This window comes from Pseudomonas sp. HD57-3 (genome assembly GCF_056113135.1).
Genome location: NZ_CM148568.1, coordinates 3,012,907 through 3,035,374, shown reverse-complemented (window position 1 = coordinate 3,035,374; position 22,468 = coordinate 3,012,907). Strand labels below are relative to the sequence as shown.

Genomic DNA, 22,468 nt, shown 5'->3' with positions numbered 1-22,468 from the left:
CAATCAACATGTCAGCAACTCAGCAAAATGTCGGCTTGTTCCCGGTGAGCTACCGGATCGGTACGGGCCAGCCAGGGGCGCAGAATCTTGCGCTGAACCTGCTGGTGTCCACGCCACAGCAGCATGTCACCGGCAACGCCGCGGTGACTCAGGCGACCAATCCGCCGCTCGACATCGACTCGGACGTCTGGGGCGAATACACCTACATGACGGTGATGAAGCCCGGTGTCAGCAAGATCCTGATCACCGCTCAGGGCAACCACGGCGGCCCCGGTTCCAACTCGATCATCAACTTCAAGATTCATCTGGTGGTCGGCACCGACTGGCGCGAAGGCGTGGCCAACTATGAGTACTTCGACGGCCAGCGCTGGCACGAACTGAACAACGTGCCGGCGCATCTGGTGGAGGTGCCGTCGAACGTCCTTCAGCCGTTCAATCCCGGCCCGGTGATCGAGCCGCACAAACCGGTCCTGCCGCTGTATGCCGCGCCGATTCAGGGCGCCATCGCCAGCGGTGACCTGGCCCAGATGAAGAGCCTGTCCGCACAGGCCAGACAGCAGCTGGAGCAACTGCCGCTGCTGCGCAAAGCCGTGGACGACGCCAACAAAGAAATCAGCCGCGTGCAAAGTCGCTGATCGGCCATTTGGAACCATCACTTTCACAAGGGAGCAGCATCATGTCGATCGGACTTTTTCACACCCGCCTCATCGCCAGTAACTCACTGCTGGGCGCACCGGTTCTGACCCTCGATATCGTGGTCGATACCGTCCGCAAAAAAGTCAGCGGAACCGCCAGCGTCTTTCAAAGCACCTGGCCACCGGTGAATTTCCATGCCCGGGTCTGGGGCGATTACTCCGAGGCCAGGCTCACGCCATCCACCGAGACCTACCTCATTCTCACCCTCGACGGCAGCCCGAGCGGCCCGCTGAGCCAGATCGCCCAGACCTTCCACCTCAAGGGCATTCTGAACGACTGGACCAGCGGCTTTGTCGATTACCGCTACAACGAAGGCGGCCAGTGGCAGGACGTGCGGCACGTTGCCGTGCATCAGGCGCCGAGTGTCGAGCCTCTACCGCCCGAGCATCATGTCCAGCCGCTGTATGCGGTGGCCATGCAAACGGCTCAGGAAAGCGGTGATCTGGCGCAGTTGAAAGTCGCGGTGCAGCAGGGCGAACAACAGCTGGCCCACGAGGACGCCTTGCGCGGTGCCCTTGCGCAGCTGAACGCGGAAATCGCGCGACTGGAAGCGCGCTAAGCGGTACGGCCCGGGCGCGGTCATGGGTGACCGCGCCCGGTCCTCCAGCCAATCGAGGTCAGTCCACTCGTGCCGCGCACAGGCCCGTGCGCAAGGATCTCCCATGACAGACAACCGCCCTGCCCGCTACCTCAGCGACACCGATCTCAAACGCTACGTGCCGGTGCACGTGGTCTGGGAAATCACCCTCGCCTGCGACCTCAAGTGTCTGCATTGCGGCTCCCGCGCGGGGCATCGGCGCCCTGATGAACTCAACACCCGCGAATGCCTCGACGTGATCGATTCCCTCGCCGCCCTCGGCACCCGCGAGATCACCCTGATCGGCGGCGAAGCCTATTTGCGCAAGGACTGGACGCAACTGATCCGCGCCATCCACGACCACGGCATGTACTGCGCGATCCAGACCGGCGGGCGCAATCTGACCCCGGCGAAGATGCAGGCAGCGGTTGATGCCGGGCTCAACGGGGTCGGCATTTCCCTGGACGGACTCGCGCCGTTGCACGACAAGGTGCGCAATGTGCCCGGCTCGTTCGACAAGGCCGTCGACACCCTGCGCCGGGCAAAGGCGTCGGGGCTGGCGGTGAGCGTCAACACCCAGATCGGCGCGGCCACGTTGCCCGACTTGCCGGAGCTGATGGACACCATCATCGAACTCGGAGCCACCCATTGGCAGATCCAGATCACGGTGGCCATGGGCAACGCCGTCGACCATCCGGAACTGTTGCTCCAGCCGTATAAGCTGCTGGAAGTGATGCCACTGCTCGCCCGGTTGTATCGCGAAGGACTGGATCGCGGCCTGCTGATGAACGTCGGCAACAACATCGGTTATTACGGCCCTTACGAACATCTGTGGCGCGGCTTCGGTGACGAGCGCGTGCACTGGAGCGGCTGCGCGGCCGGCCAGACCGTGCTGGCGCTGGAAGCAGACGGCACGGTGAAAGGTTGCCCGTCACTGGCGACCGTCGGTTTCTCCGGCGGCAACGTGCGCAACATGAGCCTGCACGATATCTGGCACTACAGCGAAGGCATGCACTTCGGCCGCCTGCGCTCGGTCGATGACCTGTGGGGCTACTGCCGAAGCTGTTATTACAACGACGTCTGCCGGGGCGGCTGCACCTGGACATCGCATTCGCTGCTGGGCAAACCCGGCAACAATCCCTACTGCCATTACCGAACCCTGGAACTACAGAAACAGGGTTTGCGCGAGCGCATCGTCAAAGTCGAAGATGCCGCCCAGCGCTCGTTTGCCGTCGGACGTTTTGACCTGATCACCGAACGCATCGACACCGGCGAAAAAGTCAGCAGCGTCAGCGACAGCGGGCAAGTGATCAAACTGGCCTGGATCAATCAGGGCCAGTCCTCGCCCGAGGAAGGACGCCTGCCGACGCAACTGGCCCTGTGCCGCGACTGCCTGCAATACATTCAGCCGCACGAATCGATCTGCCCGCACTGCCACGCCGATGTCGCCGCCGCCGAGGCCCGGCACCTGACCGACCGGGCCCGGCAGCAGGCGATCATGAAGACGCTGACCGGTTTGCTGGCGGGAGTGCCAGGTTCGATGAGCTGAAACGGTGGTGGCTGCCGTTTGCCCGCTCGCCGCGAAAAATCTCGAACTCGCTCAGTGGCGCTGCATCCAACGTTTAAGCCAACGGAGGTCAGCGCCATGAACAACGACAGCAAAGCTCCACCCACCGATACGTCCGGCAAACCGGTCAATGTGGTGAAACGCGATCTTGAGGATCCAGACGACGACACCCGCGGCGTGGATGAGGTCATCACGCCCTCGTCGACCCGCACCAAGGAGCAGGACGCTGAGGAGTTGCAACGCAAGGTCGACGAAATCGAACGCAAGGTTGCGGACGGCAACTGATCGGTTCGTCGAGGCAGGTCTTTGCCAGGTTTTCGGGCTACAGTGGTCGCGTCGGTTTTCATGGCGATCGCTGAAAAGCCCGAAAAACCTGACCGGCGATGCCGTCCGGGAAATAAGTAGCTGTTTTCCCTGAAATTTATTTGCTTCAGGGGTTCACAGAACGCAAGAGCGCTGGTAAAGTGCCGCCCACTGTTGCAGAGGTCCTCTCAGGACTGAAACCAATAGCTACAGGGGCGTCGCCAAGCGGTAAGGCAGCAGGTTTTGATCCTGCCATGCGTTGGTTCGAATCCAGCCGCCCCTGCCATTTTTTTCCTCGTTTCACCCTCCTCCGCTTTACCTCCGCCTCAACGGCAAATCATTTCTTTGAATTCAACGTAATCGCCGAACGCACCAGCGCTTTCAGAGCCTTGGCATCGATCTTGTCGTCTTCGTGAACATCAATCGCCCGCCGGGTGTTGCCTTCAAGGCTGGCATTGAACAGTCCAGACGGATCCTCCAGCGCCGCGCCTTTGGCGAAGGTCATTTTCACCACGGCCTTGTAAGTTTCCCCGGTGCAGATGATGCCGTTGTGTGACCAGACCGGAACGCCCCGCCACTTCCATTCCTCGATGACTTCCGGATCCGCCTCATGAATGATCGCGCGGATCTCGGCCAGCTTCTGGCCGCGCCAGTCGTTCAGTTCCTTGATTCTCGCGTCGATCAGCGCAGAGGGATTCTCAGTCGCCGCGCCGCTGCTGTCCTTCTTCATATCCTTGTTCTCCCGAAAACCTTTTCCGCTATCCAGCGTAGCGCCGACTGAGCCAAACGCCGGGCAAAAAAAGCCCCGCAAGGTGCGGGGCAAAGGAATTGGTTGGTTGCGGCCAACCAAAGGAGCATCGTCAAAAAGCGTTAATCGTCAGGCGTTACAGGCACTCCTGGGCAGCCCGTTCAAAACTCGACGGCATGAAACTCGAAGCCAGCAAGTGGCGCTCATACAAAAACACCTTGCCGCCGTCCTGTGCCTTGTAGGCTTCCAGGACGTTGTCTGCCGCCACCTTGCTCGGCACCACGATCCGGTAGCTGCGCTGGGTCTGCGACACGGTCGGGTTCAGCGCACTGCCCTGCAGTTTCGGCACCACGCATTCGGCGTACTGGGCGGGCGTCTTGTGCGTCTGCAGGGTCAGCGTCGGGTCGTTCGGCGCAGAAGCGCATGCGGTCAGCAACAAACTGGCAGAAGCCATGGCAGGGATAAAAAAGGCACGCATGGATAAAATCCTGAAAATAAAAGGTTCGGTTCTTCGGCAACGTTCAGTGTCACGGGCACTGCCGTTGCCGTTTTTGATTAGGCTGTTCAGCCTGCACTCACCAGGGCCTTGAGCGAGTCATCGAACTGCTTCAAGGCACTCAGTTGCAGGTCGCGCTGCTGTTCAATCCCGGCAGCGATTTCGGGCGCTGCCTTGTTGTGTACCCACACCGAAGGCAGTTGCTTCTCCACCGCGCCTTCGGCCTTGCCGATGTATTGCAGGTTGGCGTCGTAGAAGCGTGCGGCAAACCGCGCTTCGACCTGACTGTTGCGTTGGGTCAGCAGCCGGTTGTGGGTGTCGAGCATCACCAACACGTCCGGATGAGCCTGCACCAGCGCATCGAGGCTGTCGTAGACGGTCACCGAGAGAAACTGTTGTTGCAGCGAACTCATCAGCCAGTCGATGGCCAGCTCCGGATCGGAGCTGTCGACGAAGGCGTCACGGATCCGCGCATCGAGCGCATCCTTGGCACCGTTCACCGCCACATCGTGGTAACGCTCGAGGTATTGCAGGTTGTCCAGGGTGTTTTCGCTGTACAGCACACCGACGGTTTGCGAGTGCTGCAGCGCGGCGCTGCTGCCGGCGACGGGCAGAAAATGGCACGATTTGGCGTCGTCTGCGTAAGCCGGGGCTACGGTGGCGGCCACCCCGCCCATCAGCAGGGCGACTACAGCCAGTCGGGTCAAAGTCTTCATCGCGCAATTCCTTCAGCGGCGTGTTCGATGGAAGCGATTTTCCGCCCATCGGCGCCAAAGCAGAACTTGCGTTTCTTGATGGTCACTATTACTTGAACCAATAGTTGCGCGGCGTGCAGACTGCTGCACACTCAATCACAACGAAAACAGATGAGGATTACCCGTGCGAACCTTTGATCTGATCCGCGATGCCGTCCTGCCCGAATTCCGCGACCGGGTGGCCGAATACCTGGTCGAATACGAAACCGTGCTGGGCCAGTCAGCGGACAATTCGGAGTCGGTGCGGGCCGCGGCCAATCAGTTGCGCGGCTATTTGCGCGGCCTCAATACCACGCGAGTGCTGGGCATGGCGGACTGGGAAGAACTCGACCGGCGCGTGCTGAACACCTGGCTAGCGCCCGCTTGATGACACGCTAGACTCTTCAGGCTGCGCCCGCAGCGCCAGACCTGGAGGTGTCCCATGAGCAATAACACCGAACCCACGACATTCACCGGCTGGGCCGCCACCTCGGCCGGCGCGCCGCTGGAGCGCTTCAGTTACGACCCCGGCCCGCTGGGAGATGAAGAGGTCGAAGTCGCCGTGGAGTACTGCGGCGTCTGTCACTCCGACCAGTCGCTGATCGACAACGACTGGGGCATCAGCCAATACCCGTTCATTCCCGGCCATGAAGTGGTCGGCCGCATCGTGCGCACAGGCCCGCAGGTACGCGGCCTGGAAGTCGGCCAGCGTGTGGGGATCGGCTGGTACAAGGGCAGCTGCATGCATTGCTCGTCCTGCATCGGCGGTTCGCATCACCTTTGCGCCACCGCAAAACCGACGATCATCGGCAGCCATGGCGGCTTCGCCGATCGGCTGCGCACCCACTGGGCGTGGGCGCTGAAACTTCCGGACAACCTCGACCCGGCCCTCGCCGGTCCACTGTTCTGCGCCGGCTCCACGGTCTTCAATCCGCTGGTGGAATTCGACATCAAGCCGACCGACCGGGTCGGCGTGGTGGGCATCGGCGGCCTCGGTCACCTGGCGCTGCGTTTTCTCAATGCCTGGGGTTGCGACGTCACGGCCTTCACCTCTTCGCTGAGCAAACAGGACGAAGCCAAACGCCTCGGCGCCCACAAGGTCGTCGCCTCCACCGACAGCGATGCGCTGAAAGCGATTGCCGGCACACTCGACTTCCTGCTGATCACCGCCAACGCCAACCTCGACTGGACGGCCATGCTCGCCACCCTGCGCGGCAAGGGCCGGCTGCACTTCGTCGGCATCGTGCCCGACGCGATTCCGGTGCACGTGTTCAATCTCATTCCTCAACAAAAATCCCTGTCCGCCTCACCGGTCGGCTCGCCTGCCACGGCGGCGACCATGCTCGAGTTCTGCGCGCGGCATCAGATCCTGCCGCAGGTGGAGGAATTTCCGATGAGCAAGGTCAATGAAGCAGTCGACCATCTGCGCAGCGGCAAGGCGCGGTACCGGATTGTGTTGAACGCCAGCAAATGAAGAATTGGCGCGCCGGTTGCCATCGGCGCGCCAATCATTTCATATAGAACCCAATTGAATTAACAAATAAACAATCAGTATTTATCGTTATAAAAATCTCGGCGTACTCTCACCTCATCCCGTCATTGAACACAGTGAAGTGCGCCATGAAACCGACTGATAACCTGATCGACTTCGCCGTCTACCGCAAACGCCGCCACGCCCAGCAACAGGCCCGGCTGATGTGGGAAATGTATGCGCGCAATGCCGGTTATCAGGCTTACCAGTGGGTGCAGGCCGCTCGTTCCAGCGAGACGCGTCAAGCGTGAACGCGCGTGAACCCTCGCGCTTTCTGGCGAGCGCCGATGAACCTGTGCTGGACCTGAACAACCTCGACTCCCTCGAAGAAGACCCGATCTGTGAACGCGTCGCGCAGAACCTGCAACGTCTGCGCGGCAAGCGGCACCTGTCGCTCGATGCACTCGCCCGCCAGTGTGGCGTGAGCCGGGCGATGCTGGCGCAGATCGAGTCCGGGCGCAGCGTGCCGTCGATCAAGGTGCTGTGCAAAATCGCCAAAGGTTTGAAGGTGTCGGTGGCGGCGTTTCTCGAACATCGCGCGTTTGAAGGCGTGGCCGTGTTGTCGGCGAATCAGAGCAAGCGACTGGTCAGCGCCAGTGGTGCCTTTGTCAGCCGCGCGCTGTTTCCCTTTGATGTGGCGCGCCAGTCGGAATTCTATGAACTGCGCCTGAGCCCGCTGGGCGAAGATCAATCCGAGGGCCATGGCCCGGGCGTGCAGGAAAACCTGGTGGTGGCTCAGGGCGTGCTGGAGATCAGCGTCAACGACGAGCGTTATCTGCTGTCGACAGGCGACTCGATCCTGTTTTACGCCGACCAGCCCCATCGATACCGCAACCCTGCCGACAGTGAAGCGGTGGCGTACCTGGTGGTGACCTACCCCGAACGCCTGGACTGACGAACAGACAACAAAAAGCCCGACCGGGAATCTCCCGGTCGGGCTTTTTCATGCTTGAAGACTTAGCAGGTGCAGCACATCATCGGCATGCCGTTGCAGCTCATCATCATCGGCATGCTGCAGTCGTTCATCATTTTCATCATCAGGGCGCAGCAGTTTTTCATCATGTCCATGTTCATGCCCGGCATCGGCATGATTTTGCACATCATGCAGTCGGCCATCATGGTGCATTCCATCACGCACTTCATCGATGGCATCGGCATGCCCATCATCGGCATTGGCATCATCATGTTCATCATCGGCATGGCCATGGCCGCCGGGGACATGCACATCATGCTCATGTTGCCGCAATGCATCATCATCGGCATGCCGCAGTCCATCATCATCTGCATCATTTCAGCGCTGTTCTTGAACATGGCCATGTCCATGCCAGCGGCCGGCATCATCTTGCACATCATGCCGTCGTCCATCATGTCGCAGCTCATGGTCGCCATCATCATCGGCATGCCCGTCATCGGCATCATCGGCATGTTGGCGTTCATCGGCATTTGCATCTGCATGGCGTTCATCATGGTGTAGCTCCCTGAGGATTAAGAACTGGATGAGAAGTTGATGGAGCGGATTCTAAGGATTGGGAAATCCGCAACAAGCTGTCCATCGAGCAGCAAAAAGTGCTGTTCAAACGCTTCAAGTGCAGCGTTCCGTGCGACTTGAACCGTTGCAGCAGCAGAGTAGACGCCATGACAGATCCGGCAAATGCGGGAGCAGGTTTTTAAATGTCATGGATATGCGATCCAACACCAAGCAAATAACTTAAAGAAATAATCGTTCTAACCAGCGGGCATTATTTTCACTCTGCGTGCTTATTCCATTAGTTCAGCGGCGATCCACTTTTTAATCTTTTATGGCTATTAACCGTCCCCTCTATAATTCGGGACAGTTCTTAACAATAAGGAAGTTCCATGCCGCAACGTTTTCTATTGGCAGCACTGTTCCTGGCGGTCGCCGGGTGTGCCAGCCCTCCTCCGGTTTCCGTGCATACCAAAGATCCCGCCAGTTCGACCCTGCAAGGCGATGCCACGCGACCGGCGCAGGCGCAGTGGGTGCGCACCGAGTTGTACTTCTCGGTGGGGCCGCTGGAAGGCAAGGAAGGTGTGGTGAGCCCGGCGCGCTGGCGCGAGTTTCTCGATCAAGAAGTGACGACGCGGTTCCCGGACGGGTTCAGCGTGTTCGATGCCTATGGACAGTGGAAGGACCACGACGCGAAAGTGCCCGAGCGGCTGGCGACCAAGGTGATTGTGATCCTGCACGAAAGCGGGCCGAAGCGTGAGAGTGACATTGAGGCGATTCGTTTGGCGTATAAGCGGATTACGGGGGATTTGTCGGTGTTGCGGTTGTCGCAGCCGGCGGTGGTGTCCTTCTAATCTACGCTCCGTTGCAGAGCCTGCCGAGGTGTCGACACCAGGCGGCTCAACCCGGCCAGCAACAACGCGCCAACCATCAAAACCCCGATCCCCAAAAACGCCCCCAACCCTACCACCGTCACGCTGGAATACAGCATGTACACGCATAGCCCAAAAAACAGCAGCGGCAACAGCGGATAAAGCGGCACCTTCACCGGCCGTGGCACCTCGGGAAAGCGCCTGCGCAGAATGATCAACGCCAGGCTGCTCAGACTCAGAAACAACCAGTAAACCGGGGTCAGATACTCAACCATGGTGTTGAAACCGCTCTGGGTAAAACTGCCAAACAACACCAGCAACAACGCCACCGCCCCCTCGGCCAGCAATGCCTTTCGCGGTACACCGTCACGCTCGTCCCATTCGCCAAAGTGGCTCAATTGCGGCACATCGCGGGCGGCGGCGTAGGTGGTGCGGGCGCCGACCAGCAAGGTTGAGTTGATGGTGGCGATGGCCGCGATGCCGACCATCAGCAGGATCAGCAATACGCCCGGGGCACCGAAGGCGCGGTTCAACAGTTCCACCGCCGGCGCGTTGCTCGCTGCCAGACCTTCGAATCCCAGCCCCTGGACGAACGCCCAGTTCAACGCCAGATAGATCGCCATCAGCACCGTCAGCGCACCGAGCATGGCGATGAAAATACCGCGTCGACCATCGCGCACTTCGGCGGACAATGTCGCTGCATCGCTCCAGCCGCCGAAAGCCAGAAACACGAAGATCATCGCCGCAGAAAACCCCGCCGCACCGGTGTGTTCGGGCATCACCGGATCACTGGGCAGCGTCGGTTCGATCCCTTGCCACGCCAGCCAGACCCCGGCGCTGGCAATACTCAGGAACCCGAGAGCAAGCAGCCCGACCAACACAGTCTGAGTAATGAAACCAATGTGCTTGCCCGTCAGATTCAGCAGCACCAAAGCAGCAATGATCGCGCCGGCAAACACCCCCGATCCGTAATGCCCCAACGGCACGACCGCATTGAAGTAGTCGGCAAACATGAACGCCGACAACGCGATCCACCCGGTGTGCATCACCGAAAATCGCGACCAGGCAAACAGGAAGCCCATGCGCTCGCCGTAAGCGGTGCGCAGGAAATGATAGTCACCGCCCGGATGCGGGAACGCGGTGGCCATCTCGGCAAAGCACAAGGCCCCGGCCATCGACGCCAGTCCGCCGAGCACCCAGACCCAATAGAAATGTTCCGGCCCGACGTTCAACGCTACGGTCGGCGCGGTTTTGAGGATGTCGGTGGTGATGACCATGCCCAGCGTGATCAGCAATGCCTGGAACACCGGCAGGTGCCGCTTGGGGCCATTGGTTTGAGTCATGAAGGTTCCCGCTGATGATCCGCCATCCATGGCGGCAAAACTCAGAAGCCGTAAGTGGCGGTGGCGTAGTAATAAGCGCCGTTGGTGCCGATCGGCGACAGCACGTCATACGGCAGGTTGCCGCCGTAGTTGATGGCCGAGCCGGAGCGTTCCGGGTAGTTGTCGGTCAGGTTGTTGCCGCCCAGGGCGATGCTGAATTTCGGGGTGAATTTGTAGGTCACCTCGGCGTCCAGCTGCCACACCGCGCCATAGGTTTGCTCAGGCTGCGAATCGCCGAAATCGAACACCCGAGTGGTCTCGCCCTGACGGGTCAGACGCCCGAGCAGGCCCCAGTGTTCGCTGGTCCAGTTGGCGGAAAACACGAAGCGATCCTTGGGCGCGGCATCGGTCAGGGTGTTGCGTTCCTCGACGCCGACCAGCGCGTCATTGCCGATCCCTAAGGCGGTCAGCTGCGACGGCGTGCCCTTGGTGCTGGTGACCTTGGTGTGGTTGTAGGTGTACGCGGTGGTCAGGCCCAGTTGCCCGTCGTAGAACGGCTGATGGTAGTTGAGCACCAGTTCGGCGCCGTCGGTGCTGGTGTCAGCGGCGTTGGTGAAGAAGTTGACGTCGTGTACGCCCGCCACGCCGAAGTTGTCGTTGATGTAGCTTTCCAGCGCGTCGCTGCCGATTCGTTGAGACAGCGTGATGCGGTCTTTGACGTCGATGCGGAACACGTCCAGCGACGCATCGAAGCGTTCGTTCAACTGGAACGTCAGGCCGAGGCTGAAGTTCTTCGAGGTTTCCGGATCGAGTTTTTCCGCGCCCAAGGCACGGGCAATCGGATCGTTGACCGACAGCACGCGGATGTCGGTGAGCGTACCGCCGTCGCCGAAGTTGCTGGTGGTGTTCTGGAAGCCACTCTGGGCCAGCGACGGCGCGCGGAAGTTGTTCGACACCGCACCGCGCAACGCCCATTGATCGGTCAGCTTGTAGCGACCGCTGAGCTTTCCGGTGAGTTTGCTGCCAGCGTCATCGTAATGTTCCCAGCGCGTGGCGGCGTCGACGAAGAAGCGGTCGGTGAGATCACCGGACAATTCGGCGTAGGTGCCGAACACGTTGCGATCCAGATCCGACTCTTCACTCGGGCGCAGGCCGTTGGCGCCATCGGCCCCGGAGCCGATGTAGGAGGCCTCGTCCCCGGCAAATGTCAGGTAGTTTTCGTAGCGATATTCACCGCCCACCGCCAGCACGAACGAGCGGCCGCCGAGGCGCAATTCGCGGCTGAAATCCAGGTTGGTGGTGGTCTGGCGCAACTCGTAGTCGCCAGTGTCGAAGCGGGTCGGCGAGTCCGCGCCGAGGCTGACGTTGAGGGTGCGACGGGTCGCCGATTCAAAACGGTTGCGACCGTGGGTGACGCTGCTGTCGAAATCCCAGTCGTCGCCGATCAGGCCTTTGTAGCCGGCGGTGGCGGAGATGTCGGTGTTGTCGCCCAGCGATTGCGGCAGGTAGCCGTTGGGGTAGAACTGCGGCTGCTCGGACGGATAGCGATAGAACTCGGCGCCGGTGGTGTGGCGTTCGTTGTAGGTGCCGAAACTGTAGGCCTTGCCGCCGGCCACCGGCAATTCACCGTTGAACCAGGCGTTGACGTCCCGCGCCACACCGTCGCCCATCACGTAGTTGCGCTGGCCCGGGGTGTCGGCGAAACCGTCGTAGCCGGCGCGGTTGGTCGGGTTGCGATCCTTGTACTCGGTGCCGCCGCGAATGAAGCCGCCCTCCTCGCCCAGCCGCGTGCCGATCTTGGCGGTGGTCACGCTGTTCTGGCCGTCGGTGGTGGTTTTGCCGATGGCGTCCTGGTGGGTGTGATAGGCGCCGTAGCTGGTGGAGACTTCGCCGCCTTCGGGGGCGTCGTCGAGGATGATGTTGATCACCCCGGCAATCGCGTCGGAGCCGTACTGCGCGCCGGCGCCGTCGCGAAGTACTTCGATGCGTTTGATCGCGCTGATCGGGATCGAGTTGAAGTCCACCGGCGCCGTGCCGCGACCGATTTTCGACGAGTCATTGACCACCGCCGAGGTGTGCCGGCGCTTGCCGTTGACCAGCACCAGCACCTGATCCGGGCTCATGCCACGCAGCTGCGCGGCGCGCACGTGGTCGGCGCCGCCGGAGTTGGACTGGCGCGGAAAACTGAACGACGGCAACAGCGTCTGCAACGCCTGGCCCAGCTCGCCGCCACTGGCGCCGGCGGTCTTCAGGTCCTCGGCGGTCAGCACATCCACCGGCACCGGCGAATCCAGCACCGTACGCGCGGTGCCCCGGGTGCCGGTGACCAGCACGGTACCCAGCCGTGTGTCATCGTCGACGCGCGCGGAAGTCTCTTCAGCTTGTGCAGGAAGTTGCCAGATTGCACTGACAACAGCGATGGCGAGTAATGAACGCGAACGGTGAATCATGCGACAGCTCCTTGAATCGCAGTTAATAACCGGCCGCTGCCGAATCATGAAGTGTCGGCAATCGGTGCACGGCAATTTCTGCTGTAGTTTTGATATTCAGAAAGGCAGCCAAGTGTGTTGGACAACTATCGGCTGTTAGAGCGCAAGAACCCCAAAGTTAGTAGAACCCCCTGATTACTGATGCTAGACGAGCGGTCGCCTGCCGCAAAAGAACCAATAACGCTTAGGTTATGCCCGACGAACGGAGTGTTGCCTGAGCAACACTTGTGTTTGCGCAACAACATGAACACCCAACTAACCAACAACTAATCACGCAGCAAAACGCACTCCACGTTGTTGTAGAGAGCGTTATTAATCTGTGTTTTTTCGGTGCGAAGTTAGATGCCGTCAGTCGAAGTCCTTTTCCCGCCAGGCATCTTCGGCAATGTCCAGCGCGTCGCCGCTGAAGCGCTGCTCAATGAACGGATCGGCGTGCAAATGAAAGCCGTTGCGCTCCCAGAATCCCGGTTGTTCCTGATCGGTGAACTCGAGCCCGCGCAGCCATTTCGCGCTCTTCCAGAAGTATCGCCCCGCCACCACCAGCCGCAGCGGCCAGCCATGTTGGGCGGTCAGCGGCTGACCGTCGTAATGGGTGGCCAGCAGGCTGTCCGGGTGCAGCAGGTCATCGAGACGCAGGTTGGTCTGGTAATCGTGATCGGCGTGGGCCATGACGAAGGTCGACGTGGGTCGGATGTCCAGGGATTGCAACAGGTCTTGCAGGTGCACGCCGCCCCAGCGGGTGTCGAACTTCGACCAGCGTGTCACGCAATGAATGTCGCATTGCAACGAGCGTTGCGGCAGCGCTTGCAGATCGGCGTAGGTCAGCTCGACCGGATCAGCCAAGGTGCCGAACAGGCGCAGCGACCACGTCGCCAGGTCATACGCCGGCACCTCGCCTTCGTGCAGGATCGGGAAACGCTCCGTCAGCACCTGCCCCGGCGGCAGCCGTTCGCCCAGTGCCAAATCGGCTTTCGGCGAACGGCTCTTGCGCAGGCGCGCAGCCTTGTCGTGCATGTCGGCTCCTCAGTTCGCCACGGGAATCCACGATGCCCGCGCGACATTGGCGGTGTCACCGAAGGCCGGCAGTTTCTGCCCCAGATCCCGCACGTTTTTCACGTCCAGATCCAACAGTTGTTGACGGGTGATCAGGGTCGGTGGCACCAGCACTTTATGCCCCGGATTTTCCCCGGCGATCAGCATCGCCAGACTGCGCACGCTGATCGCGCCGGCCACTTGCGGATTGACCGCAGCGGTGGCGGCCCAGGCGCTGTCCGGCTCTTTCATGATCTGGATGTCGGCGGTGGAAATGTCGGCGCTGTAGATCTTCACCTTGCGGCTCAGACCGGCCTCGTCCACCGCGATTTTCGCGCCCTTGGCGAATTCGTCGAACGGCGCGAAGATCACGCTGATCCCCGGATTGGCCCGCAGCACGGCGCTGGCCTGATCCGCCACCGAGTTGGCAATCGGCGGATTGAGCGTGCCGAAGCGCGCCTTCTCGACGATCCCCGGATTGCTCGCCTTGACCTGGCTCCAGATCTCGTCGCGGCGCTCCATCGGCGTGAAGCCACTGATGTAGACGTAACCGGCGTCGAAGCGGGTGCCGTTGTCCTTCACCGCTTGATCGAGTGCCAGCCGCGCCAGTGCGTGGTGGTCCTGCTCGACCTGGGTCACTTGCGGCGTGTTCAGGTCGACGTCGAATGCAACGACCTTGATGCCTTTGGCGAGCGCCCGGTCGATCGGGCCTTTGAGGGTTTCCGCCAGACCCAGTTGGACGATGATGCCGTCAACACCGAGGTCGGCGGCCTGATCGATCATTTCACCCTGACTCGCCGCCTGTTGCCGAGCGTCGAACACCCGCAGGTTGGCGCCCAGCGCTTCGGTCTGTTTCTCGACGCCGCGCAGATAGGCTTCAGGGAAATCCCCGGAAAACAGATAGCCCACCAGCGCGATCTGTACCTGACCTTTATCGAACGGCGCCGGTGCGCCGGGCAAGGCCTTGGCCTGCGCATTGAGGGCCAGTGCCGAGAGCAACGCCCCGGCGAGGCAATGACGTGCGAACTGTTTGATTGAACCGTGCATGGATCTTTCCTTGAAGCATCAATAAAACGGCTCAGCGCGCCCGATGCGCGAGGCCGAAGGTGAACATCAGGGCCAGCACCAGCACCAGTCCCTTGACGAAATCCTGCGCGTAATACGGCGCGTTGAGCATGGTCAGGCCGTTGAGCAACGAAGCCACCAGCAGCGCGCCGACCAGCGTGCCAAACGCGTTGGGCTTCTTCGCCCCGAGCACGGCAAAACCGATCAGCGCCGCGCCCAGCGCATCGAGCACCAGCCCGTTGCCGGAGCTGACATCCCCGCGCCCCAACCGCGCCGCCAACAACAACCCGCCCAGCGATGCCAACAGCGCCGAGAGCACGTAAGCCAGCAACTTGAAGCGCTGCACCGGCGCACCGGCCAGACGCGCCGCCTGCTCGTTGCCGCCAATCGCATAGAACAACCGGCCGATGCGCGTGCGTTCGAGAAACAGCCACACCGCCACCGCGACCACCGCCGTGATCAACACCGGAACCGGCACGATGTCCCACAGTCGTCCACGGCCCAGCGCCAGAAACAACGCACTGAACGAACCCTCGGCTTCATCGCCGTTGGGTAAAGTCATGCCCACCGCAATCGAGCGTCCGCCCGTGGGAATCAGTTGCACGCCGATCACCAGGAACATGCTGCCGAGCGTGGCGAGAATGTCCGGCACGCGCATCTTCACGATCAGCCAGCCGTTGAGCAGCCCCACCAGCGCGCCACCCGCGAGGCTGATCAGCACCGCCGGCACCGCGCCCCAGCCGAGCACCACCATCACGTAACTGGCGATCATCAGGCTCATGGCCGCCACTGCGCCGATCGACAGATCCAGTCCGCCGACAGCCATGGTCAGCGTCACGCCCAGCGCCAGCAGCGCGACAATCGACACTGACTGCAGAATGCTGAACAGATTGCCAACGCGCAGGAACGCCGGTTCCGCGACACTGAAAAACACCACGATCAACGCCAGCACCCACAGCAGGCCGTAGCGGATCAGCGCTTGCACGAAGCGCTCGGACGGAGCCGGGGCGGATGACAACAGGGAACTCGAATCAGGCACTCGCTCTACTCCTTGGCGCGGCGTGAACAATAGAATTTTGCGGATCGCTGCCGGCCAGCGCGGCGACCAGGGTGGCGCGATCCAGCCCGGCACGCGGGTACTCGGCCACCACCGCGTGATCGCGCACCAGCAGAATCCGGTCGGCGATCTCCAGCGCCTCATCGACGTCCGAGCAGATCACCAAAGTGGCGTGGCCAGCGGCGCTGTCGCGCAGCAACTGGCCGATCTCGCGCCGGGCACGCACATCGACGCCCTGAAACGGCTCGTCGAGGATCAGCACCCGGCCCTCGCCGAGCAGCCAGCGACCGAGCACGACTTTCTGCTGATTGCCGCCGGACAACGCGCTCATCGGCACATCGATGCCGGCGGTCTTGATTCCAAGTGCTGCGACTTGCGCCTCGACCGCTGCTGCTTCGGCACGGTTGCGGATGAAACCACCACGGGTGAAGCGCTCGAGGAACGGCAAGGTCAGGGTTCGACGCAATGAAAAATCCGGCACCAACGATTGGCTCGCGCGATCCTCGGCGGCGAAGAACACACCGCTCTGGATCGCCTGCCGGGGCGAGCCCGGTTGCCAGTTGGCTCCATCCAGTTGCAGTGAGCCGGACAACGGTTTGCGCAGCCCGAACAGCACTTCGGCGATTTCGCTTTTGCCGGCGCCAAGCAATCCGGTCAGCACCACCACTTCGTTTTCGTGCAGGGTCAGATCGAAAGCCTGGGTGCGCGGCAGGATTTTCACGTCGCGCAGTTTCAGCACTTCGCGCCCCGCCGCTCGCGGAACGTAGACGTGAGCTTCCAGCGCCTGACCAAGCATCGCTTCCAACGCTTCGGGCAGTTGCTTGGCACTGAACTCACCGGACAGTTGCCCGTCACGCAAGACCACGGCGCGGTCGGATACCCGTTGCAGATCGGACAGCCGATGAGAGATGTACAGAATCGCCACACCACGACTGCGCAAGGTGTCGATCAGCCCGAACAGGCGCTGCGCTTCGGCATCCGACAGGGCTGCCGTGGGCTCGTCGAGAATCAGCAGTCGCGGTTGCAGGGCGAAGGCGCGAGCCAGCACCACCAGTTGCCGTTCGGCCTGGCCGAGGTGTTCGATCGGTTGCTCCAGCGGCAGCACCAGACCGAGGCCGGCGGCGATGCTCGCGGCGCGCTCCAGCAGGCGTTTGCGGTTGAGCCAGAAGTCGGCGTCGGGGCGGCACAGTTCATCGAGCAGCAGGTTTTCCGCGACGCTCAATCCTGGCGCAATGCCTTCATTGATCTGCTGATGAACCGCGACGATGCCGAAGCGTCGCGCCGACAGCGGCGAACTGAAATGCCGGGGCTGGCCATCGATCCAGATCTCACCGCCATCGTGGGTCTGGCTGCCGGCGAGGATCTTCACCAGCGTCGATTTGCCCGCACCGTTGGCGCCGAGCAGCGCCACCACTTCGGCGGGAAAAATATCCAGGCTGACCCGGTCCAGTGCCCGGTTCGAGCCAAAGGTCTTGCTCAGTTCACGTACACGAATCAGTGGTTCGGAGACCACGGCGACAGGCGCACCCATAAAATTCCTTAACGTCGATGAGCCAGCGACCGCACCAGTCGATCGCCCAGGCTTTGCACGCCCTGGACGAGGATGACCAACACCACGACGGTGGCGACCATCACTTCATTGTTGAACCGTTGATAGCCGTAGCGGATCGCCAGATCGCCCAGCCCGCCGCCACCGATGACCCCGGCCATGGAAGAAAAACCGATCAGCATCACCAGCGTCAGGGTGATGCCCGCCAGCAAGGCCGGCAGCGCTTCGGGCAACAGCACTTTGAAAATCACGTGGCGGATGTCACCGCCCATGGCGAGAATCGCTTCGATCCGGCCCTTTTCGACTTCGTCGAGGGCGTTCTCGACGATCCGCGCAAAAAACGGAAAGGCGCCGATGGTGATCGGAACCACGGCAGCGGTGCTGCCCAGGGTGGTGCCGACCACCAGCCGGGTCAGCGGGATCAGGGCAATCAGCATCACCACGAACGGCAGCGAACGCCCCAGATTGATGATCGCGCCCAAGGCTTGATTGAGCCTCGGCAACGGGTACAGACCCTGACGGCGGCTGATGAACAGCAACACCCCCAGCGGCAGGCCGATCAGCAAGGTGAACAGCCCGGCGAGCAGCACCATGTACAGGGTTTCGCCGGTGGCGTTGAGCACCAGTTGCAGGATTTCATTCCAGTCGATCACGCGGTTCATGAGTGGGCCGCCCGTACGCCGTATTGCCGCAGAAAGCTCAAACCGGGCGCATCGTGCCCCAGCGGCAATCCGCAACTGGGCCGCAGTGAAGCGCCGAGGGTGGACTGCGGATCGGCGAGCAATCGGGCCACCGGCCCCGCCTCCACCAGTTTTCCGTTGGCCATGGATGCGGCGTGATCGCAGATCGACTTGACCACGTCCAGTTCGTGAGTGATCAGCACGATGGTCAAACCGAGCTGGCGGTTGATGTCGCGCAACAGTTCCAGAATCGATGCGGTGGTTTCCGGGTCGAGGGCGCTGGTGGCTTCGTCCGACAGCAGATACGCCGGCCGAGCCGCCAAGGCCCGAGCGATGCCCACTCGCTGCTTCTGACCGCCAGACAGTTGCGATGGAAACGCTTCGGCCTTGTCGCCCAGGCCCACCAGATCCAGCAACACCCGAACCCGTTCATGGCGCTGTGATTTGGCGACTTTGGCGATTTCCAGCGGCACCGCGACGTTGTCGAACACGTTGCGCGAATGCAGCAGGTTGAAGCCCTGGAAGATCATGCCGATGCGCTGACGCTGGCGGCGCAGTTCGCTATCGGACAACGCCGTGAGGTCTGCGCCGTCCAGCAAAATCCGTCCGGCATCCGGGCGTTCGAGCAGATTGAGGCAACGCAGCAGCGTCGATTTACCCGCGCCGCTGCGCCCGAGAATTCCGTAGATCGCGCCATCGGGAATGCTCAGCGACACTTGGTCCAGCGCCGGGGTCGACGCTGACGGATAGGTCTTGCTCAACTGCTCGACGACGATCATGGCTTGGCATCCGCCACCGGGATCACCGAACCCTTGAAGTTCTCGGCGATGTATTTGGCGACTTGCGGCGAGGTCAGGTCCTTGGCCAGTTGCTGAATGCGCGGATCGTTTTCCAGTTTCGGCGTGGTCACCAGAATGTTGGCGTACGGGTTGTGCTCGGCCTTCTCCAGCCCCAGCGCATCCTTGGCCGGCACCAGCCCGGCTTCCAGCGCGTAGTTGCCGTTGATCACTGCCAGGTCTACGTCATCCAGCGCACGGGGCAATTGCGGCGATTCGATTTCGAGGATCTTCAGGTGTTTAGGGTTTTCGGCGATGTCCTTGGGCGTCGCCTGATCGGCCGCCGGATCATTGAAGCCGGGCTTGAGCTTGATCAGGCCGTTGTCCTGCAACAGGTACAGCGCGCGGCTCAGGTTGGTGACGTTGTTCGGCACCGCGACCGTGCCTTTGTCCGGCACCTGGGCGAAGGTTTTGTGGCGATGGGAATAGATGCCCAGCGGTTCGATGTGCACCGTGGCGGCCACCGCGAGTTTTTCACCGAGGGCCTTTTCCTGGGATTGCAGGTACGGCAGATGCTGGAAGTAGTTGGCGTCCACATCGCCGTGCACCAAAAGTTCGTTGGAGTTCACGCCCTGCGGGATTTCGATCACCTTGAGATTGAGCTGTGGATCGAGCTTTTGGATGTACGTCAGGATCTGCGCGTGTGGCACCGGGTCCGCTGCAACGCGCAATGGTTCGAGCGCCTGGGCACTGAACGAAGTCACCAGCGCGCCGAGGACGGCCAGGGTCAAGCCTGCTTTTTTCAACATGGAAAGAGTCCTTCTGCGAGTGATGGATCAGGCGTTGGCGGTCTTGCGAAGCGGTGTCTGGGTATTCGACGCATCGGCGTAGAAGCGCTGCGCGACATCGGGATGGGAGCGCAGTCGGCCCTTCAGGTAATTCCAGCCGACATCGCGAAACAGCGGATTGAGCGGATCACTGGCCGGGCCGCGCGCCTCACGCAGCAACGCCGTCGGCAAGGGATAAAGCGGCACCACTGCATCCAGTTGCGCGCCGAGGAAAAACGCGATGGACAAGCGCTCGCTGCCCACCGGTGGCGAGACCACCCGATGCACCGTGGCACGCAGGTAACCGTTGGTGGCCAGCTCCAGCAACTCGCCGATATTCACCACCAAGGTGTTGTCCCGAGGCAGCGCATCGATCCAGCGTCCCTCTTCAATTTCCACTTGCAGGCCGGCCTGCTGGTCTTGCAGCAGGAAGCTGAGAAAACCCGAATCCTTGTGCGCGCCGACGCCCTGATTGCTCGCCGTCGAGGCTTGCCCCGGATAGCGCATCAGCTTGATGTGTTCGTTGGGTTTGTCGCCGTACAACCGGTCAAAAGCGTCTTCCGGCAGCGACAGTGACTGGGCGAAAGCGCGCAGCAGGCGCAGCGACATTTGGGTCATCGCCTGCTGCCAGTCGAGCAGCAGCGGCTTGAGTTGCGGCAACGCTTCGGGCCATTGATTCGGCCCTTGCAGCCGCGCCCACAACGGACTGTCGGCGTTCAATGGCAAGACGTCGCGCTCGGCGCCCAGATCGAATTGCTCACGTTGATCGGGCTGACCGCGAGTGATCTCGGAAGCGGCGCGGTTGTACCCGCGAAAGTGCGGCGAATTGATCATGCCGACGGCGGTTTTCTCGCTGTCAGGCAGGGCGAAGAACTGGCGTGCGTGATCCTGCACTTGTTCGAGCAGGTTGGCGTCGATGCCATGGCCGGTCAGGTAGAAAAAACCCACATCGCGGGCGGCGTGACGCAAGTCATCGAGAAAGGCCTGGCGTTGCGACGGCGTACCGTCGAGCAGGGACAGGTCGAGGATGGGTAATACGGTGATGTCTGAGGTGTGCGGCATGATTCACTCCCGTGTGAATCAAACCTGAAGAGTCCGTGATCGATTCAGCGTGTGCCGTCATGGCAATCGGGAGGTCTATCGGTTTGATGCTTTTGATTCGTCTATGAAACAAAACTAAACGATATTAAAAACACCGAACAAATATCTTTTTTGCATTAGCTTAGGTCTGTCTTTCGAAGAGGCTCCACTGACATCAGGACCGATCGCGGCAATCGCGTCGGTCCTGAGTCAGCTGACGGTTACAGACCGACGCGTTGCAACCCTTCGCGCATACCCTGATCCGCCTGTTCGCACCATTGTTTGAGGGTGAGGTTCGGCGGCAGATTGCTTTCCAGGCTCTTGTATTCCCCATCCGTGAACACTTCGCCTTTACGGCCAGACTGTTCGCTCTTGTCGCCGTCACGCTTGTCGAAATCGCCAGGCATGTTGCCCACGAATGCGGCCATCTTGTTGGCGTTCTCGGTGCTGTCCGCTTTCAGGAATCCCTTGTCGACGCAGCTTTTGATCAGGCCTGACATGTTGCGACCGTTGTCGTATATCCCTTTCAAAGTGGCGGCGTCTTGCCCTTCGGCGTAGGCAAGCGTGCTGGTGCCAAACGCGGCTGCCATGGCGAGAATCAAAGAAGCGGTCTTCATATTTATTCCTTTAAATGTTGGAGCGTTTTGAGCTCTTTTTGAGGTGAAGCATGTTTTGGGTGAAGCATGTCTTGTTCAAATAACGCGCCGAAAAGGCCGCGTCATGGAGACGGCAATTACAAATATCGATTTAGCTGACAACGGCCCCTTTGGGCCCGCTGGCAATCAGCGCCGCCCCACAGGCTGTTTTCATACCGTCCAGTGCAATGGGTGTGCCATCGACGGTGTAGGTGCTGCTGCCCTCGGCAATCGGGAATACCCCTTTGCACAATGGGCAACTGACCTTGTGACCGACCCCGGCAATCGGCTTGCCGTTGAGGTTGGTTTGGGAGAAGGCTTCGAGGACCTTGCCACCGTGGGTGGTGGAGTCGCCGAGGCGGATTGCGTCTTTCATGTTGTCTCTCCTTTGACCTGGTTACTCAGCCATCCACACGTCTTCGTACCCTTGGGTATCGATGATGAATTTTGCGCCCGTGGCGCAGGGTCGTCAGCCTTCGAGCCACCAGTTCAACAGTGTCTCGTCATCATCGTCATCCAGGTTCTGATAGATGTTGGCGTAATACCATTGAATCCCGGTTCTATCGCGAAATCGGTCAAAAACCTCGCTGATCTTGTTCATCCCGTTGCTCGCTGGAACAGCTAGCGAAAGATTGCCCTCGAACACACCGTCCAGCGTTCCACCCAGTTCACACCGGACATCGCCTTCCAGCTCAGCGATATCCGCAGCATGAATGTTATCGGCGTAGATGTGGATGCAAAAGTTACCACCTCGTTCAAGCACTACCGCATGGGTGTTTTTGTTTTCGATTGAGATGACGTCTCCGCGGGCCATATTCAGCGCCAGCCCGGGCGAGGACAGCAGTTCATAGGCTGTCGTGCCTAAATGACGAGCCGGGAGCTCCTCGTATACCGGGCCATCAGAGCTATTACCTGCAAATACGTGAATATGAACAGGACTGGTTTTATCGACCAGGCGAAAATCCGG

Annotated in this window: 26 protein-coding genes and 1 tRNA gene; 10 read left to right on the top strand and 17 right to left on the bottom strand. The window is 60.9% G+C overall.

The features are described from left to right. The first annotated feature begins 8 nt into the window (after window positions 1–8). The 5 genes from AC0R79_RS13535 (at window position 9) to AC0R79_RS13515 (ending at window position 3,429) form a co-directional block, all read left to right on the top strand. Window positions 9–635 carry a DUF1842 domain-containing protein gene (locus AC0R79_RS13535; protein ID WP_221535158.1) on the top strand — a complete coding sequence of 209 codons (627 nt, stop codon included), beginning with the start codon at window positions 9–11 and terminating at the stop codon, window positions 633–635. A gap of 41 nt (window positions 636–676) precedes the next feature. Continuing rightward, complete coding sequence (locus AC0R79_RS13530) at window positions 677–1,255, top strand: DUF1842 domain-containing protein (protein ID WP_127797854.1); 579 nt, start codon at window positions 677–679, stop codon at window positions 1,253–1,255. Between the two features lie 103 nt (window positions 1,256–1,358). Further along, on the top strand, window positions 1,359–2,822 hold the full coding sequence (locus AC0R79_RS13525) for a GDL motif peptide-associated radical SAM/SPASM maturase (protein ID WP_207985938.1): 1,464 nt from the start codon (window positions 1,359–1,361) through the stop codon (window positions 2,820–2,822). Between the two features lie 96 nt (window positions 2,823–2,918). Further along, window positions 2,919–3,125 carry a hypothetical protein gene (locus tag AC0R79_RS13520; RefSeq protein ID WP_007955480.1) on the top strand — a complete coding sequence of 69 codons (207 nt, stop codon included), beginning with the start codon at window positions 2,919–2,921 and terminating at the stop codon, window positions 3,123–3,125. Window positions 3,126–3,354: 229 nt separating this feature from the next. After that, window positions 3,355–3,429: transfer RNA gene (locus AC0R79_RS13515), tRNA-Gln, on the top strand. A 51-nt stretch (window positions 3,430–3,480) separates the two neighbouring features. Here AC0R79_RS13515 and AC0R79_RS13510 read toward each other — a convergent pair. The 3 genes from AC0R79_RS13510 to AC0R79_RS13500 form a co-directional block, all read right to left on the bottom strand. Beyond that, window positions 3,481–3,873 carry a DUF1801 domain-containing protein gene (locus tag AC0R79_RS13510; protein WP_474735101.1) on the bottom strand — a complete coding sequence of 131 codons (393 nt, stop codon included), beginning with the start codon at window positions 3,871–3,873 and terminating at the stop codon, window positions 3,481–3,483. Window positions 3,874–4,027: 154 nt separating this feature from the next. Next, complete coding sequence (locus AC0R79_RS13505) at window positions 4,028–4,369, bottom strand: YajG family lipoprotein (RefSeq protein WP_007955484.1); 342 nt, start codon at window positions 4,367–4,369, stop codon at window positions 4,028–4,030. Window positions 4,370–4,455: 86 nt separating this feature from the next. Next, window positions 4,456–5,103 carry an ATPase gene (locus AC0R79_RS13500; RefSeq protein WP_474734827.1) on the bottom strand — a complete coding sequence of 216 codons (648 nt, stop codon included), beginning with the start codon at window positions 5,101–5,103 and terminating at the stop codon, window positions 4,456–4,458. A 163-nt stretch (window positions 5,104–5,266) separates the two neighbouring features. On the opposite strand from AC0R79_RS13500, the gene AC0R79_RS13495 reads away from it, so the two are divergent. The 4 genes from AC0R79_RS13495 to AC0R79_RS13480 all read left to right on the top strand — a co-directional run bounded on the left by AC0R79_RS13495 (window position 5,267) and on the right by AC0R79_RS13480 (window position 7,547). Further along, complete coding sequence (locus tag AC0R79_RS13495; RefSeq protein ID WP_127797852.1) at window positions 5,267–5,509, top strand: hypothetical protein; 243 nt, start codon at window positions 5,267–5,269, stop codon at window positions 5,507–5,509. A gap of 54 nt (window positions 5,510–5,563) precedes the next feature. Next, on the top strand, window positions 5,564–6,595 hold the full coding sequence (gene ahr, locus AC0R79_RS13490) for an NADPH-dependent aldehyde reductase Ahr (RefSeq protein WP_085667197.1): 1,032 nt from the start codon (window positions 5,564–5,566) through the stop codon (window positions 6,593–6,595). 146 nt (window positions 6,596–6,741) lie between these two features. Next, entirely contained in the window at window positions 6,742–6,903 is a 162-nt protein-coding gene (locus AC0R79_RS13485) for a hypothetical protein (protein WP_007955494.1), read from the top strand. A 53-nt stretch (window positions 6,904–6,956) separates the two neighbouring features. Continuing rightward, window positions 6,957–7,547: a helix-turn-helix domain-containing protein gene (locus tag AC0R79_RS13480; protein WP_178082890.1), complete on the top strand. Its 591-nt coding sequence runs from the start codon at window positions 6,957–6,959 to the stop codon at window positions 7,545–7,547. Window positions 7,548–7,609: 62 nt separating this feature from the next. On the opposite strand, the gene AC0R79_RS13475 is transcribed toward AC0R79_RS13480, so the two are convergent. After that, entirely contained in the window at window positions 7,610–8,119 is a 510-nt protein-coding gene (locus AC0R79_RS13475) for a hypothetical protein (protein ID WP_007955499.1), read from the bottom strand. Between the two features lie 390 nt (window positions 8,120–8,509). Here AC0R79_RS13475 and AC0R79_RS13470 point away from each other — a divergent pair, with 390 nt between their 5' ends. After that, a complete protein-coding gene (locus AC0R79_RS13470; RefSeq protein ID WP_085604726.1) occupies window positions 8,510–8,971 on the top strand; it encodes a DUF3574 domain-containing protein in 462 nt (153 codons plus the stop codon). Here the strand turns inward: AC0R79_RS13470 and AC0R79_RS13465 are convergent. The 13 genes from AC0R79_RS13465 to AC0R79_RS13405 form a co-directional block, all read right to left on the bottom strand. Next, window positions 8,968–10,332: an APC family permease gene (locus AC0R79_RS13465; protein ID WP_474734824.1), complete on the bottom strand. Its 1,365-nt coding sequence runs from the start codon at window positions 10,330–10,332 to the stop codon at window positions 8,968–8,970. The two genes, AC0R79_RS13470 and AC0R79_RS13465, sit on opposite strands and share 4 nt — an antisense overlap. Before the next feature lie 41 nt (window positions 10,333–10,373). Beyond that, entirely contained in the window at window positions 10,374–12,761 is a 2,388-nt protein-coding gene (locus tag AC0R79_RS13460; RefSeq protein ID WP_474734823.1) for a TonB-dependent receptor plug domain-containing protein, read from the bottom strand. 387 nt (window positions 12,762–13,148) lie between these two features. Next, complete coding sequence (locus AC0R79_RS13455; protein ID WP_474734821.1) at window positions 13,149–13,814, bottom strand: sulfite oxidase-like oxidoreductase; 666 nt, start codon at window positions 13,812–13,814, stop codon at window positions 13,149–13,151. 9 nt (window positions 13,815–13,823) lie between these two features. Beyond that, window positions 13,824–14,879, bottom strand: coding sequence for a substrate-binding domain-containing protein (locus AC0R79_RS13450; protein WP_127797847.1), 1,056 nt, complete (start codon window positions 14,877–14,879; stop codon window positions 13,824–13,826). Window positions 14,880–14,910: 31 nt separating this feature from the next. Then, window positions 14,911–15,936, bottom strand: a complete 1,026-nt coding sequence (locus AC0R79_RS13445; protein WP_108561487.1) for an ABC transporter permease — start codon at window positions 15,934–15,936, stop codon at window positions 14,911–14,913. Continuing rightward, a complete protein-coding gene (locus AC0R79_RS13440) occupies window positions 15,929–17,485 on the bottom strand; it encodes a sugar ABC transporter ATP-binding protein (RefSeq protein WP_474734818.1) in 1,557 nt (518 codons plus the stop codon). The genes AC0R79_RS13445 and AC0R79_RS13440 overlap by 8 nt, the downstream gene beginning before the upstream one ends. A gap of 8 nt (window positions 17,486–17,493) precedes the next feature. Next, on the bottom strand, window positions 17,494–18,165 hold the full coding sequence (locus AC0R79_RS13435; RefSeq protein ID WP_007955507.1) for a methionine ABC transporter permease: 672 nt from the start codon (window positions 18,163–18,165) through the stop codon (window positions 17,494–17,496). Continuing rightward, window positions 18,162–18,962 (bottom strand): methionine ABC transporter ATP-binding protein, encoded by an 801-nt coding sequence (locus AC0R79_RS13430; RefSeq protein WP_474734816.1) that lies wholly within the window; start codon window positions 18,960–18,962, stop codon window positions 18,162–18,164. Before AC0R79_RS13430 ends, AC0R79_RS13435 begins: the two co-directional genes overlap by 4 nt. Further along, the gene (locus AC0R79_RS13425; RefSeq protein ID WP_085604744.1) at window positions 18,959–19,768 is read right to left on the bottom strand and encodes a MetQ/NlpA family ABC transporter substrate-binding protein; all 810 of its coding nucleotides are present in this window, start codon (window positions 19,766–19,768) and stop codon (window positions 18,959–18,961) included. Before AC0R79_RS13425 ends, AC0R79_RS13430 begins: the two co-directional genes overlap by 4 nt. A 27-nt stretch (window positions 19,769–19,795) precedes the next feature. Beyond that, window positions 19,796–20,848 (bottom strand): isopenicillin N synthase family dioxygenase, encoded by a 1,053-nt coding sequence (locus tag AC0R79_RS13420; protein WP_474734813.1) that lies wholly within the window; start codon window positions 20,846–20,848, stop codon window positions 19,796–19,798. Between the two features lie 239 nt (window positions 20,849–21,087). Continuing rightward, window positions 21,088–21,483, bottom strand: coding sequence for a hypothetical protein (locus tag AC0R79_RS13415; protein ID WP_474734812.1), 396 nt, complete (start codon window positions 21,481–21,483; stop codon window positions 21,088–21,090). 130 nt (window positions 21,484–21,613) lie between these two features. Next, window positions 21,614–21,877, bottom strand: a complete 264-nt coding sequence (locus tag AC0R79_RS13410; RefSeq protein WP_169430019.1) for a PAAR domain-containing protein — start codon at window positions 21,875–21,877, stop codon at window positions 21,614–21,616. Window positions 21,878–21,970: 93 nt separating this feature from the next. Continuing rightward, window positions 21,971–22,456, bottom strand: coding sequence for a DUF4265 domain-containing protein (locus AC0R79_RS13405; protein WP_474735100.1), 486 nt, complete (start codon window positions 22,454–22,456; stop codon window positions 21,971–21,973). Window positions 22,457–22,468 lie beyond the last annotated feature (12 nt).